Below are 15,089 nucleotides of genomic sequence, written 5' to 3' on the forward strand. Positions count from 1 at the left end.
TTCCATGTGATACACAAACGATGCATTGGCATCAGGTGGAATCACCCAACATTCTTTCAACCAGGGCTTGAGCTCGTTTTTTTAAGAGTTTGTCGAATCGTTTCATGGGAAATGCTCTCGACATACTCCAGTTCCACCATCTTTTCGGCGAGTAGGCGGAGACTCCAACGGGCTCTGCCGTCTGGAACCTCCCCACAGGTCATCGTAATCAAACGGGCTTCCTGCTCACCATCTAAGCGTCGAGCTTTTCGCTGGTGCTGAACTTGCCGAGTTAAAGCGGCCTCTAAACTGGTTTCGACGAACCGTTGCCGTACCCGTTCAATGGTGGCAATACTGATATCTAAGGCGTCACTGATAGCCTCATCCGTCCAACCGCCTTCCGCTCGATTGATATCGGCCTTCAGCAGAATCCGGGCATGATTCATTTTGTAGGCTGAGGTTTTGCCTGTCGTCGTCAGTTTTTCCAATGTTTCTCGCTCTTGCTCAGTCAGAGCTACGATGTATTTCTTTTTTGCCATGCTGTTAAAGGGGGAGACGAGCTTTCATCCATTATCGTTTAGTTACCCCTCAAAATAAAGCTGACAGACCACTAGTACTCGACAGTTTAAATTTGCCCAGTTTAGAGATGAAGGAGACTTTTCCCGGCTTATACCCATTCAACACGATTCAGCAAGACATTCAAAAGCTTAGGCTTAGGCATTTTTGCTGTGTGGTGTGCTTTGCACACCACACAGCAAAAATGCTCTACAGATGGTGGACTTGGTAAGCCCTAACAATTGCGGAGAGTTAGACAAAGGCATCGGGGGCAGCGGCGTTGAACTCGGGCGATCGCCCCAAATATCCTTAATACGGTTTTGGGTTTGCCTCGCCTCCGCCAACCTAGGGAGTTCAGTGGTCCCAACCCGTTAAGGACGACGCAAAAATCCGCTTGCGAAGGAGGCTCCAGCTCCAGCAATAAACCCAAGGGTTCGCAAAAACTGTCTTCGGCTTAAATCAAGGGGGAAGGAAAACTTAGCCTCGTTTGCCTGTTTACGTGCCATAGGAGTGCGTTAAAGCCGCTGGACAGACAGCATTCGCAATTCCTATGACCCTGCCGTCAAGCGAAACTGCGCATCTCATGCATATCTATGGATTCTCCTAGAGGACTGATAGACATGATTTCTTCATTCCAAACTTAGTCTGACTACCAGCAATCGAGAATTCGTTGTCTTTATTTGTTTGTTTGAGTTGGTGATCGCATTAACGTCTACTCCACGTTCAATATCCTGAATATTGGCATCACTTTTCAAGAACAAATTACATCCGTTCATCGTAAGCGTCCCGATCGCAAAATTCCCACAATTAGCCACAAGCCTAAGAAGCTGGCGATCGCAAATAACGCATCACTCAACCACGACACCTGACTAAACTGTGAGTTGGCCGAAATAATTGCCGCTCCCATAATCAGCGAACCGACAAGGATACTGAAAGAGAGGCGATTCGCAGCGGTATCCATAGCCCGCCGCACCGAGTCCAATTCCTGTACGTTAATGTTCCATTGCAATGTCTCGGAGGTGAGCCGTTCGAGGAATAGTTCTACTTGACGGGGAGATTGCAGCGTCAAACTTTTCAGGTCAAGCACCGCCCGCAATAAAGAGGGAAGCGGTGCATTGCCCTGGAGTTGTTGCCGGAACACGTCAGCCATCAGGGGACGCACCTGTTCGGTGAAATTGAAGTCAGGATCTAGAATACGGGCAACGCCCTCCAGGTTGGCGATCGCTTTCGCACACAATCCCAAATTCCCTGGAATGCGGATGCGGTTATCGCGCGCAGCTTGCAGCACCTCATAGAACAACAGGCTAAAGTTCACCTCTGAGAGGTTGGTGCTGTAGTAGGTGCGGAGCAGGCGATCGTAATCCGTCTCCAGTTTGGCAAGACTGACGGGGTGGGAAGAGGGAGCCAGATTTAAGGTGAGCTGGGCACAGCGGCGAGCATCCATGCTGACGATGGAGAGGATGAGTTCTAGCAGCACTTCCTGGGTGCGAGGGTCGAGGCGTCCGACCATGCCGCAATCCAGCAGGCACACTCGCCCATCGGTCATGTAAAACAGGTTGCCAGGGTGAGGGTCAGCGTGGAAGAAGCCATCCAGACAGACTTGCTGGAAGAAAGCACGGAGGAGGAGGTCGGCGATCGCCCGCTGCTCCTCTGCACTTTCATGCAGTTCCGTTGACTCATCCCGCAACGCATTCAGCAACGGCTTCCCCTCAATCCATTCCATCACCAACACCTGCTCCGAGGTGAGGGGCCAGATAATTTCGGGAATGGTGATTTGGGTGGGGTCAAACCAATGGCTGGTAGAGAGATTTTGTCGCAGTTGCTCCGTGGCACGGGCTTCTTTCATGAAATCCAACTCGGCTCGGAGGGCTTGAACAAATTCCTCCGCCAGAGAGACAATGTCGTAATACTGGCCAAAGTCAGTCTGGGCGACCAATGCCGCCAAAAATTGAATCAGGCTAATATCCCGTTCCACCGCAACGGATAGGCCAGGGCGTTGCACCTTGACCGCTACCGCTCGTCCATCCTGGAGGGTAGCCCGGTGGGTTTGGGCAATAGAACCCGCGGCCACGGGCACAGCGTCAAAGCTGGAAAAGGTTTCCGTCAGGGATTGAGACAAACTTTCCTGAAGCACTTTTTCAATTTCGCTCCAGGGCTCGGGCGGCACATCTCCCTGTAAGGTGCTGAGGGATTCGATATAGGCAGGCGGCAACAAGTCAGGGCGGGTGCTAAGCAACTGCCCCAGCTTCACAAAAACAGGCCCCAGCTCAATCAGGATCTTTCGTAAAACTGCCGGAGTAGGCAATTTAGGTTCCTCAGCGCGGCCTACAGTCAGCAAGCCCCGCATATAATCCCATCCGTTCCGAAAGACGACCTCGGCAATTTCGGCCTGACGAGAGCTGCTCTTTACAAGACTGGCAAACATGGGCGATCGCTCCGGGGGTCGAACAAGGAAGGCCCCTTTGCCTTAGCCTAGCAAGGGAATAAGGGTTTCTGTGTCTACAGGAGGACAGGAATAAGAGTAGAAGCCCAAGAGGACACTGGGGATAGAAAGGTACAGCATCTCTGCTCTCTCACCCACCCAACTCCTCCAAAAAACGTTTTCCCTCAAGCCAAGGCCCAAACCCTGACGTTGCTGTGATATGACCGCCACCTTCGATCGCCTCAAACCGACTGCCCCAGGCTTGGGCAAACTCTTTGGAGCGGTGGAAAGCCATGTAGGGATCATCGGTGCCAGCGACGAGGATACTGGGAAAGGGGAGGGGCGATCGCGGCATGGGAGCCAGAGCTGTGATGGCGGGAATGGCATCGGGTGCTTCGCAATCCGCGGGGGCGACAAGCAGAGCACCGATGACCGTGTGGGGAGGGCATTGTTCAGCCCATAGGGGGATCAACACTGACCCGCAGCTGTGCCCGACCAGGAGAATGGGATCGGCGATCGCACGAATGGCGTGATCCAGGGTTTGCACCCATTCCGTGCGATCGAGGTTTTCCCAATCTCGTTGTTCGACCCGGCGAAAGTTGGGATGTTCTTTCTCCCAGAGGCTTTGCCAATGATCGGGAGCAGAATTGAGGTAGCCAGGAACGAGGAGAACAGTTGGAGGCATGCGATCGCGACATCTATAAACTGAGCCAAACAAATTTTTCAAAATGAAGCAAAAAAGCAAACGTCGTTGACTTTTCTGCTTCATTTTGAAGTTAACGATAATGATCCTCAAACGATTGGGATGGAGCAGATAGGATACACAAAAGATCAACTATTTGAGAAAATATTATCCTTAGACTTATGAAGAATCGATTACAAAATCTGATTCTCGGTCACACACTTTTGGTACCAATAAAAGCTAGCTTTTGGGATACGTTTTTGTGTGGCGTAATCAACGTAGGTGATACCAAAACGGCGATCGTATCCATAGGCCCACTCAAAGTTATCCATGAAGCTCCAGAGGAAGTAACCGGTTAAGGGGAAGCCTTCTGCCGTGGCACGATGTAGCGATCGCAGGTAGTGCCGCAGGTAATGAATGCGGTCTATATCCAATACTTCGCCAGACTTTGTCACTTCATCTTCAACAGCACAGCCGTTTTCACTAATAAAAACGGGTAACTCGGGGTGCTGAAGGGTTTCGCTGATGTGGCGAACGGCCCAATAGAGGCTGTCTGGCAGAATGTGTAACCAGGGCATATGCAAGCGCGGGTAGCTTTTAGGAAAAGGTACTTTTTCGTACCCTCGAGGCGTGGCTGCTGCCCGCACATACACTCCTGTATAGATATTCAAACCCAAGGCGTCGAGAGGTTGGTTAATAATTTCCAAATCGCCGGGAGCAATGTCAGGAGAATCCTTGCCCAGGTCTGCAAGCAATGCAGGGCTGTATTGTCCGGTGAGAGCCGGCACAATAATGCCACCGTTGGTTCCGGTTCTCGGAAAGGCGGCTTTGGCAGCGGCAATATCTTCGGGAGTTTCCGTCAAAGGCACGGTTGCCAGGAAGTTGTCCACCAAGGCTACCTGGCAAGGTTGGGGAGTGGCGGCGCGAATGGCCTGACAACCCAAACCGTGGGCCAGCAATGCATGGTGAGAGGTTTGCCAAACGTCTTTGGACGATCGCACTTTTGTCCCTGGCGCATGGGGAGGTTGCTGCACGCCATAACCCATGTGGGTAAAGCAGAAGATTTCGTTGATGGTCATCCAGTGGGTGACGCGATCGCCCAACCCTTTCACCACGACGGTCACATAATCGGCAAAGTCCTGGGCCATTTCTCGACTGCGCCATGACCCATACCGTTTTTCCAAAGCCTGAGGGCTGTCCCAGTGGAATAGAGTGACGTGGGGCGTGATGCCGTTAGCTAACAAGCAATCCACTAAACGATTGTAAAAATCTAAGCCGGCCTGATTGGTTTCCCCTCGTCCTTCCGGTACGATGCGAGGCCATGCCACGCTAAAGCGGTAATGCTTGACTCCCAGTTCCGCCATTAATCGAACATCATCTTCGTAGCGATGGTAATGATCACAGGCAATTTTTCCGGTAGCACCTTGCAGCGTACGTCCTCGGGTGGCACTGAAGGTATCCCACACGCTGGGCCGCCGCCCATCTGCCTCCACTGCGCCTTCAATTTGATAGGAAGCTGTTGAAACACCCCATTGAAAGGTTGGGGGAAAAACGTAATTCATAATGTTAGGAGATTGCGATCGCGACCAGGCAAGATTGAAGCTGTTTGCCTTTAGTCCAGCATAATTCAGTCAACCGAGCGACAATACTATCTCAAGGATTGATGTACATTCTCTACACAAAATGCAATCTTGTTGGAGGATGAATATCTTGGATAATAAGGATTCTTACAAAATTAAAACTCGTAACTTTTTCGGGAGAATGCGGTTAAGCTGCACTTTCCCGCAACGAATCTTTGTTGTGTAGGGTGCAAAGCACCCTACACAACAAAGATTTCATATAGAGAACTTGCATAAGCCTTGTGAAAGCCATTCTGAGTTTTATCAAAATAGCATCACCGCATAAAGTGCAATGTTTGAAAACGTTGGCGGAACTTGAGAACATCCAGCGCAACGGTTTCTGGTGGTTCTTTGTCAATTAAGACACGGCTAATCAACGTAGCCAGTTCGCCCATATCGGCAGTGGTCATACCCCAGCGCACAATTTCGGGGGTACCGATGCGTAGGCCATTGAGATCCCCTTCGATGGGTTCTATAGGAAGGCCAATACCCGACGTGAGCAGATTGGCGCGACGGAGAAGTTTTGCCGCCTGTTGGCCGCCGCCAAAAACTTCGGCAATAATCGCAAATTGATGCGAGTGAGTATATCCGTCCTTGGTTTTAAAGACGGGGATTTGGGCGATCGCCAACTCCTGAGCCAAAGCGATCGCAGTTTCTGCCATCTGAGCGGCGTAAGCCTGTCCGTAAACCTTCCAATCCAACAACGTAATTGCCAGGGATGCAGATTTTGCCGCATCAAAATTAGCGGTCAATCCTGGATACGCAATCTGGTCAAGTCGTTGAGCCAACTCTGGCTCGTTGGTCACCAGTAGCCCAGACGGAGGGCCACCCAAACTCTTGTAGGTACTCATGGTCATCAGGTGTGCCCCTTCCTCCAGGGGTTGTTGCCAGGCACGACCGGCAATCATCCCCGACAGATGAGCCGCATCGAAAAGGACGTAGGCTCCCACTTCATCGGCAATTTGGCGTATCTGGCGAATCGGGTGGGGGCACAGATTTAAGCTGCCACCAACCGTAATCAGTTGAGGTTTTATCTGATGGGCCTGTTGCCGCAATGCTTCGACATCAATGGTGTAGCTTGGAATATCCACAGGTGCTGTATGAATTTCTAGACCAAACAGCCCAGCAGCACCGGGTTGGTGATGGGTAATATGCCCTCCAATGTCAGGCGACTGCGCAATAATTTTGCTGCCTGCCTGACAGGTTGCCATGAATGCGTACAGGTTGGCCATCGCTCCCGAAGCGACACGGATTTCCGCAAACCGGGCATTAAATACTTCACAGGCGAGTTCAGTAGCGATCACCTCAATTTTCTCGATCGCCTCTAACCCCATCTCATACTTATCCCCCGGGTAACCCAATGAAGGACGGGAGCCTAATCCGCGACCCAGTACGGCTTCTGCCTTGGGGTTCATCACATTAGTTGCAGGATTGAGATTAATGCAGCGTTGCTCGTGAATGTCACGATTTTCAGTGATCAGGCGATCAAGTTCGGCCTCCAGTGCATCGGCATTGAGCGCCGCATACTGTTCTGCCAGGGATTGAATGTAGTTTTCAGAATGGGTAGGCACCCATGACCGCTTTGCCAGGGTTTGCATCAGCCTGTCTCCTAGGAAAATAAGCGAGCGATCGCATCCACCTTCCCCACCCCGGAGAAGCGGCCTGCAATCCATAGCCATAAATCGTATACGATTAACCCGTACAAATCGTATACCTCTCGCCATCCCCCACGTAACCTCCAAAGCCTTGCATCAAGCCGAAGCCATCATTGGGGAGGCCGAACTAGGAGAAGATTCATATTCATTCCGATCGCTATGTACGCTTACATCTATCTCTTACAAAATCTCAGGCTCGTTCTCAGCTAGAGCATTATGCCATCCTGGACGCATGTAAAAAGAGTGATATTCCAACGGCTATTTCCCTTCTCACCACACATTTACAATTAGCGAAATCTTTATTACTTGAGTATTTCAAAAATTGCGATATACAAAGCTAAAATGTGTACGTTGCTGAAGGTATGAAATGGGATGTGGAACTGTGGTTCCATATCCCATTTCATACCTTCAGCAACGCCAAAATATAAGACACCCGGTGTTCCTAAAAACACCGGGTGTCTGAGTTCCTTTATCTTCAGAAGTTTAAAGGAATCTATGTGAGGTGAGTGAAACTCACCTCACATAGATTAGCCGTTCAGATAAGCTTCTAACGCCTTGGCAACCACCTCACTCATGGAGATACCCTCAGTCGTTGCAGCAGTCTTCAGGCGATCGTACAGATCATCGCGAACACCAATGCGGTGACGTACTTTCGTGGCCTTGGCAACCATCCCCGACGTGTAACGGGCTGCATACTCCCGCAAACTTTGCAGACCCACACGATCGCAGAAATCTCCAAAGCTCTCACCGGGATGGCGATCGCGCTTAAAGTACACAAACAGTGGCTCCAGCGTGACTTCCAGATCGTTGATGTGGCTCTTGTCAGCATAAATTTGAGCCAACCGATTTTGGTGGGGATCAGCACCCAACCAAATCTGGTAAGACTCAGGGGATTGACCCACAAAACCCAACTCCGCCAGATAGGGACGGGCGCAACCGTTGGGGCACCCCGTCATGCGGATAACGAAATGCTCGTCTTCCAGACCTACTTTGGTCAGCAGGGCACGAATTCGATCGAGGATGCCGGGGAGTGCCCGCTCGGACTCGGTGACGGCGAGGCCACAGGTAGGCAGCGCAGGGCAGGCCATGGAGTAGCGCACCAGAGTGTCAATTTCTTCGACAGCTTTAATGCCGTGGCTGCTTAAAATTTCTTGAATTTCCAGCTTATCCGCCGGTTCAATGTCGTGGAACAGAACATTTTGATGCGGAGTCAGGCGGATAGGCAGCGCGAACTTCTGGTTAATCAGACGCATCGCAGTTTTCAGCCGGAAATCGCCTTCGTCTTTAATGCGGCCATTCTCCACAGAGATACCCAGGAAGAATTTGCCGTCGCCCTGGTCATGCCAGCCGAGAAAGTCCTTGTACTCGAAGGGAGGCAGCGGTTTGAGAGGTTGAATGGCCTTACCAAAGTAACCTTCAACAACGCTACGGAACTTGTCCACCCCCCAATCATTCAGTAGGTACTTCATCCGGGCGTGACGACGGTCTTTGCGATCGCCATAATCCCGCTGGGTTGCCACGATCGCCTTCACCAGGCTATATACATCCTCTTTATCTACATAGCCAATGGGGTCAGCTACACGGGCAAAGGTTTCTTCCTTATTGTGAGTCCGACCCAGACCGCCACCGGCGTAAACGTTAAAGCCCAGCAATTGCTTCTGGTCGTCGGTAATCACCACCAAGCTCACATCCTGGGAGAACAGGTCTACAGAGTTATCCCCTGGCACCGTAACAGCGATCTTGAACTTACGGGGCATGTAATGTTGCCCGTAAATAGGCTCTTCGCCATCGTGGAAGATAGTGCGGTTGCCGTTCGCTTGACGGGCCGCAACCACATCGGGATGCTCTTCCCCAGAAATAAATTTTTCTCCATCCAGCCAGATTTCGTAGTAGGCTCCGGTTTGCGGAGCTAGCAAATCTGCAATGTTGTTAGCGTATTCCCAAGCATAGATGTACTCCGGGTGGTTGGCATAGGGAGCCGGAGGAGCCATGACGTTACGGTTCAAGTCACCGCAGGCCCCAAGGGTAGATCCCATGTTCCGCACAATGGCAGCCATGACGGTTTTCAGGTTCTTCTTGAGGATGCCGTGAATCTGAAAACCTTGCCGAGTGGTTGCCCGCAGAGTACCGTTGCCATACTCCTCAGAAAGTTGATCCAACGCCGTGTAGAGTTGCGATGGAATAATGCCCCCCGGACTACGCGTCCGTAGCATAAACTGATAGTCTTTCTCTTGGCCCTTAACGCGGTTATCACGATTGTCTTGCTGGTAAGACCCGTGAAACTTCAGAATTTGAGTGCCGTCTTCGCTGAAGTGGGTCGTGTCTTGCAGCAACTCAGTCGCAATTGGCTCTCGTAACTGCTGACTGCGCTCCTTAATGCCTTCGACCTTTGATACTTGTGAGGCAGACGGTGCAGAAGTGGGAGACATAAGAATTCGGTTAGTACGCTGGACTGATGGGGGAATTCCCAGTATTCCTACCGGGATTATGGAAAATTAGTTCGAAATTGATTGTAGCACCTGTTCTGTGGATCCTGGTTACGACTTAATACGATGTTCACTTACGTTGTAGGGAGAACCCGGAGGTAAGAATCTACGTTCTCCTCATACCATGCTTCTGTTGAGTGTGGTGTATTAAACCGAGCCCATATATATAAGGTAGGGAAGTACTTGGCGCAAACTTGGGCACCTTCCATGTTTAGGGTTTTGAGATACGTTCTGTACAAGAAACGCGGCTCCTGGGATATCCAGAAGCCGCGTAGATTTCCTGTGTATCAATCAGGAGAAGACTTAGAAGCGGTAGGCCGCACCGAGTTGTAGGCTAATGGCAGCATCATTGCTGTCTTGATAAGCATCAATGCCCACTTTCGCGTCACCGTAAACGACGACATTCCGGGTCACCGCTGTTTCAGCACCCGCCATCACCACAGGGGCGTTCTGGTTACCCAGAGGGGTATCACCACCTTCCTCAGTTACGAAGGAGTAGCCACCACCCACATAGAGGTTGGTGCGGGGGGCGACGGGCAGATCGTAGGTTACGAGGGGCATCAGAGCAACGCCATCATCAGAGAACAGGGCAGCACCCCGTACAGAGACAGGCGCAACGGGCACATCGAAACGCCCCTGCACGTTCCCGCCAAAGGTGCCATCTTCGGTAACACCTGCGGAAATACCACCACCCAGGTAACTACCACTCATACCACCCACAAAGGGTTGAGCTGAGGCAGGACCTGCAGACAGCAGCATGGGGGCAGCGATCGCAGCGGTCATTACAGACCCCACAGCAAGGGATTTCAGTACGTTTTTCATGGTTTCAATCTCTCCTCAATCAAATAGTGAAGGCTTCAATGCGACGGCATAGAAAATGAATTGGGGGAGTACATCAAAGCTTCTATTAGGGCTTGCTTTAGTTATAAAAAACTAAAGTAATAGAAGGAAGATTTCACCCCTCTCTATTGATACTTGATTAGTGGAAGACCATCATTTTTGCTGATAACTTTCACCTGTTCAAGAACCTATTACAGTTGTATCGATAGCCTGAAGAACTTGGATTTTGCCATAGCCTCTTTCTACAACTGTCACACAATGTGGTGGGTCTTTATAATGACAATTATGCGGTAGCCAATGAGGCAAAGGCTTTGAAAAGTGGCTATTAGAAGGATAGCAACTATGTCTTAAATTGTGTTTTCAAGGTCTTCGCAAGACGCAAGAAATTGCAGTTTGGTTCCAAGGAACAAGAAGAATCACCCATCTGGATGAGCATCTTCTAACCGAAATAGCTAACCCAATTAGAACTTCTCTAAAAAGCGTGATTTTTTCAAGGGTCTTTAAATGCAAAAACCAGACTTTCCAAATAGCTCTTCAATATCGTGATAGAAATCCTGAATAGTTTTTGCAAGATAAGATGGGCATAGTTGGTTTTACTGGCAAAAACTGTTTCACAAATCATGTGGGAGTATACAGCGTTTTTCAACCGCTTAAAACCTGGTTGTTTTTGTGAGAGCCGCGCGGAGCGCGGCTCTCACAAAAACAACCGTGTCTAACTCAAGCGCAAGGCGCTGTATATCCCTTTCCAATTAGGCGAGATACGAGAAATGGCTGTAGAACCTTAACCCACATCTATACCTCGTACCTCACCCATTCGAAAATGCTGCCTGTACAATGCTGAGTCTTCTGGGTCTTATGTTCAATGAAACTGAGCTACTTCGTTAAGCCCTTGAGAATTCACCAATCGCAACAAATTTATGGGCTATCTCAGGGTATTCTGGGGAACCTTATAGAGTGAAGCCTACAGACAGCATTGGGGTTTTCACTTAGAACCTTTCATCTGCTCGCCTATAGTCAGGGCGTTTATATGGAGGTATCGAGCAACTCGCGCTACATATTGCTGGCTGGCTCTCACTCACTAAGCCAAATTTCATTATGGGTTATGGGTCGTCTGATTTCCCTTTCCCTGCTCTGCCGTCCTCAAATCATACCCGTGACATTTATCCCAATCCTATGGGCTCAAGCCTATCGAAGCCAGGAGCGTGGTCGGGTGTGAACCAACCGTTACAACAGTTTGATGTCAATCGTCTGATGCAGTTGGCTCAGGCGACTTGTCAGGTACCCACTGTCCTGTTGGTGCTGAAGCTAGGCACCACCCCTCGATATTCAATTGCTAGCCAAATTGGCTGGCCCTTTGTGCGGAGTGCCGAGCCTCTAGCCCGACCCCTATTTGAGCGGGTCGAATCTCATTTTTCTGGGGAAGCTCGAGCCATCCAGGGTACGGTTCAGACCGCTGCCAGCCGAACCAGCAAAATTCAGCGGTTGTCTCATTTTCGGACCTGGGCAGGCATCGGGTTGGGGGTAGATGGGCAGATGATGGGTGCTTTGCTGGTGCTCGACACTCAGCCTCGAACCCTGAACGCTGATCAGCTGGATATGCTGAGTCTGATTGCAGAAAAGCTGACCAGGCTGATAGCACCGATCGCCCCTGCATATCGGATCTCCCCGGAACCTCCGTCCGGCACGACTCCTAAAAACACCCTCGAACAGCTCCATCACCTGAATGCTATGAGTTGCTGGATGCAGTCCTGCATTACCCAGGCAGAATTGTTTCAGTCCCTGGCGGAGTGGGTTCAGCCTCTGATACCCGACTGCTCCGGCCGCATTTTACTCTCGCATGCGTTAGACGTTCACATGACCGTTGCCGTTGAGTGGGGAGAGTGGCCTTCCTCAGCAGAGAGTTGTGTAACCGTCTTTTGCCCTGTCATGAGAACAGAGCAGGCTCAGTTTAAGTGTTCTCGGCCCTGCCGCGATCGCCCCATCAACCTTGCGCACCCAAACACACCCACAGCCCTGCCCCCCCCGTCAGGATCACAATATTGTGTCCCTATTACGACGATGGATCAGGTGGTCTTAGGGGCATTAGCATTCTGGCAACCTCAGACGGATAAACTGCCCGCCGAGTTGTTACCTATGGGGGAGGCGATCGCCCAACAGCTAGCCTTAACCCTATGGCGACTTCAGCATATTGATGAATTGCAGCAGCGTAGTATTCGTGACCCCCTGACAGGTTTGTTTAATCGCCGCTACCTGGCAGAGACACTACCCCATCTGCTACATCGCGCCCTCCGAGGGCAACACCTCGTCAGTATCATTCTTCTAGACTTGGATCACTTTAAGCGCCTCAATGACCAGTTTGGGCACCTGGCAGGAGATCAGGTATTAAGGGATTTCAGCCTGTTTCTGAAAGGATTTGTACGGGGAACGGATATTGCCTGCCGATACGGGGGGGAAGAGTTCATTCTAATCTTGCCGCAAGCCCCTCTTGAAAAGGCCCAGGAGCGAGCCGAGCGCATTCGCCAGGGACTCCACTATATTTCCATGCACTATGCCGGAAAAAATATGGGCAATGTCACTCTCTCTGCCGGAGTTGCCACCTTTCCACGGCACGGCGACACGGCAGATATATTAATCGCAGCTGCGGACAAGGCACTGTATCAATCGAAGCTGAATGGGCGCGATAGGGTAACTGTATTTGAGCCATCCCATTAACTTCGCTGGGCCGAGCATCTCAAGCGGACACCTCCATAGAACACCTCAGCTTGAAAGACCAGTCAAATTTCAAATTGCGCTAAAACTCCTGAAGCTTGTACAGCCAATCGAGGGTACCGGGATCTTCGCGAAAGCTGATGAGGTCAGCTTGTTCAGGATTTTCCAGCATGGATTTTGCCAGCAGGAAGCCGGCGATCGTCCAGGTCTGGTATTTCCGAGACGCTTTGCCCACCAGACGCCCATAGCGCCCGTCGTAGTATTCAGGCCAGCCGTCATCGGCCAAACGTCGCTCCGCGATTTCCATGGCCCGTTGAGCTAATTCCATACGCCCGGTTTTAATAGCAGCTCCGACCAGGAACCACAGCAGCACAGGCCAGTTGCCACCGTTGTGATATGACCAGGGCACATTTTTGGGGTCGCAACCGGTGAGAATCTTCCATTCCTGGTCAGCGATCGCCGGGTAACAAATCTTCATCGGCATATGACCCACCAAATCCTGCCAGCGCTGCTCAATCAGGCTCATGATGAGCTGTGCTTCTTGAGCTGTCACCAGGGAAGACATAATTGCCATTAAATTCCCCAGGGCAAAAAAGCGGAAGTCCATTCGGGCAGGGCTGAGGTTGCCCACCAGATAACCGCCCTGCTCCGGCATCCAATCATGTACCCACTCAGGAATAGAGTCAGGGTAGATGTTGAATTTATTGATGGCAGAGGTACCAAATTCCTCAGAGCGGTAGCGATAGATATTGTTGAGCCGCTTCAGATCGAGCCAGTAGTACTGCCGCAGGTGGTAGCTTAAAGCTCCCAGACGCTGGTTGATGACCTCCAAATAAATGTCGCGCTTGTAGCCGGGTAGGAGCATTTCCCGAGCCGACTGCAGGGCCGCATAGAAGAGGGCTTGAATTTCCAACGGGTGACCGTCTACCCCCATACGGCGGTCAATCATGAAGGCACCATCGGGTACCAGGATGGTGGGGTACATGTCGAAGCGATCGGCCAGGCATAGTTTCAGAATCCATACAATGCCCTGTTGGAAATCAGGCTGGTAAGCCAGATCCAGGTCGCCTGTCGCCTTCACGTAGGCTCGCAGCACAATGAGCCACCATAAGCAGGAATCTACTGGGGTAACGCGGCCAATGGCGTGTTCGCCAAAATCAGCTACCAAGTAGTGATGGCTACCCTCATTCATCACCTTAAAGCTGGCTGGCATCAGTCCCCGTCCGGCGTGGCTGTAGTCCATTTGCTTGTCACTACTTTGCAACGCCAGAGTTTCAATCAAGAAATTACGAACGATGTCAGCTCGACCATTTAGCAAGAACACGAGGGCCGAGGATACAAAATCTCGTACGAAGCACTGATCGTAGTTCAGGGCTTCGACGCTAGGGTCTGAGGCAGCCACGGTACCAACGGGACGATCGCCATAGTAAATGATGGATCGTTCAAGTAGTTGCCAGGAATCCGTTGTAGTCTTGATCTGAGTCTCCATTGCGCAATCTGAGGATAACGGGTAAGGGGCAGATAAGGAAAACTAAAAAGTTGTGGCTATCCAACCCCGTACAATACGCCAGGATTTGGAGCCCACCCATCTCAAACAGGAACGAAGCAATGGCGATCGCCAACGCTACTACAGTTTGATAGGTATCTGCGAAGGAAGCATCCCCCTAGCTGGCAGGATGCACTCAAACACAGGATTAAATGAAGCGAGGATTAGGTGCGAGGGATAAGACTCTGGGTGCTTTACCTGGATCTAGCCTGAGCCCAAAGGAGGAGCTCGGCTTGTAGATGTATCCAGGGCAACCGGAAACGCGGGAAAGTAAACTCCTAAACGAACCGGTGGGGAACAGCGAGTGTGTCGCTCGACCGCTTGTAGCCCAATAGGGACATTTTTTTGGACAGAGCGGATAGCAAACCCAGGCAAGCCTAGGTTAGCAAAGAACAAGACTCAGTCCAAGGAGATAAAAGGACAATCATTGCCCTAACTTCCTCCTATGTAGCCACACCCAGAATGCATAAAAATACAACAACTTGCGATCAGAATTCCACCGTGGGCAGGAAATCTAACCCGGGATGGATGCGATCGCCCGACTGCTCTTTGAAGCATCCTCTACTACTAGCTTACGCGCAGTGCTTGGGATTGCG

8 protein-coding genes and 1 pseudogene are annotated in these 15,089 nt (G+C 51.0%); 1 reads left to right on the top strand and 8 read right to left on the bottom strand.

Translation table 11 applies throughout. The features are described from left to right. From H6F91_RS17225 to H6F91_RS17255, 7 genes and pseudogenes are all read right to left on the bottom strand, one after another. Positions 1-518, bottom strand: a pseudogene (locus H6F91_RS17225) (helix-turn-helix domain-containing protein); the annotation flags it as partial. Positions 519-1,306: 788 nt separating this feature from the next. Next, on the bottom strand, positions 1,307-2,959 hold the full coding sequence (locus tag H6F91_RS17230; RefSeq protein WP_190774901.1) for an AarF/ABC1/UbiB kinase family protein: 1,653 nt from the start codon (positions 2,957-2,959) through the stop codon (positions 1,307-1,309). A 148-nt stretch (positions 2,960-3,107) separates the two neighbouring features. Beyond that, positions 3,108-3,641: an alpha/beta hydrolase gene (locus tag H6F91_RS17235; protein WP_190774900.1), complete on the bottom strand. Its 534-nt coding sequence runs from the start codon at positions 3,639-3,641 to the stop codon at positions 3,108-3,110. Between the two features lie 191 nt (positions 3,642-3,832). Further along, positions 3,833-5,200: a GH1 family beta-glucosidase gene (locus H6F91_RS17240; protein WP_190774899.1), complete on the bottom strand. Its 1,368-nt coding sequence runs from the start codon at positions 5,198-5,200 to the stop codon at positions 3,833-3,835. A gap of 332 nt (positions 5,201-5,532) precedes the next feature. Further along, a complete protein-coding gene (locus tag H6F91_RS17245) occupies positions 5,533-6,855 on the bottom strand; it encodes an aminotransferase class I/II-fold pyridoxal phosphate-dependent enzyme (RefSeq protein ID WP_190774898.1) in 1,323 nt (440 codons plus the stop codon). A gap of 584 nt (positions 6,856-7,439) precedes the next feature. Next, the gene (gene sir, locus H6F91_RS17250; protein ID WP_190774897.1) at positions 7,440-9,341 is read right to left on the bottom strand and encodes a sulfite reductase, ferredoxin dependent; all 1,902 of its coding nucleotides are present in this window, start codon (positions 9,339-9,341) and stop codon (positions 7,440-7,442) included. A 360-nt stretch (positions 9,342-9,701) separates the two neighbouring features. Further along, on the bottom strand, positions 9,702-10,220 hold the full coding sequence (locus H6F91_RS17255) for an outer membrane beta-barrel protein (protein WP_190774896.1): 519 nt from the start codon (positions 10,218-10,220) through the stop codon (positions 9,702-9,704). A 1,230-nt stretch (positions 10,221-11,450) separates the two neighbouring features. Between H6F91_RS17255 and H6F91_RS28590 the strand changes: the two genes are divergently transcribed. After that, positions 11,451-12,950, top strand: a complete 1,500-nt coding sequence (locus tag H6F91_RS28590) for a GGDEF domain-containing protein (RefSeq protein ID WP_190774895.1) — start codon at positions 11,451-11,453, stop codon at positions 12,948-12,950. Positions 12,951-13,029: 79 nt separating this feature from the next. Here H6F91_RS28590 and H6F91_RS17265 read toward each other — a convergent pair whose 3' ends face one another. Continuing rightward, entirely contained in the window at positions 13,030-14,436 is a 1,407-nt protein-coding gene (locus H6F91_RS17265) for a glycoside hydrolase 100 family protein (RefSeq protein WP_190774894.1), read from the bottom strand. Positions 14,437-15,089 lie beyond the last annotated feature (653 nt).

Origin of the sequence: Leptolyngbya sp. FACHB-8, assembly GCF_014695575.1 — a bacterium.
GTDB lineage: Bacteria > Cyanobacteriota > Cyanobacteriia > Elainellales > Elainellaceae > Vacuolonema.

Coding starts and splice junctions, on each gene's coding strand:
- H6F91_RS17230 (WP_190774901.1), bottom strand. CDS start 2,959: ATGTTTGCCAGTCTTGTAAAGAGCAGCTCTCGTCAGGCCGAAATTGCC.
- H6F91_RS17235 (WP_190774900.1), bottom strand. CDS start 3,641: ATGCCTCCAACTGTTCTCCTCGTTCCTGGCTACCTCAATTCTGCTCCC.
- H6F91_RS17240 (WP_190774899.1), bottom strand. CDS start 5,200: ATGAATTACGTTTTTCCCCCAACCTTTCAATGGGGTGTTTCAACAGCT.
- H6F91_RS17245 (WP_190774898.1), bottom strand. CDS start 6,855: ATGCAAACCCTGGCAAAGCGGTCATGGGTGCCTACCCATTCTGAAAAC.
- sir (WP_190774897.1), bottom strand. CDS start 9,341: ATGTCTCCCACTTCTGCACCGTCTGCCTCACAAGTATCAAAGGTCGAA.
- H6F91_RS17255 (WP_190774896.1), bottom strand. CDS start 10,220: ATGAAAAACGTACTGAAATCCCTTGCTGTGGGGTCTGTAATGACCGCT.
- H6F91_RS17265 (WP_190774894.1), bottom strand. CDS start 14,436: ATGGAGACTCAGATCAAGACTACAACGGATTCCTGGCAACTACTTGAA.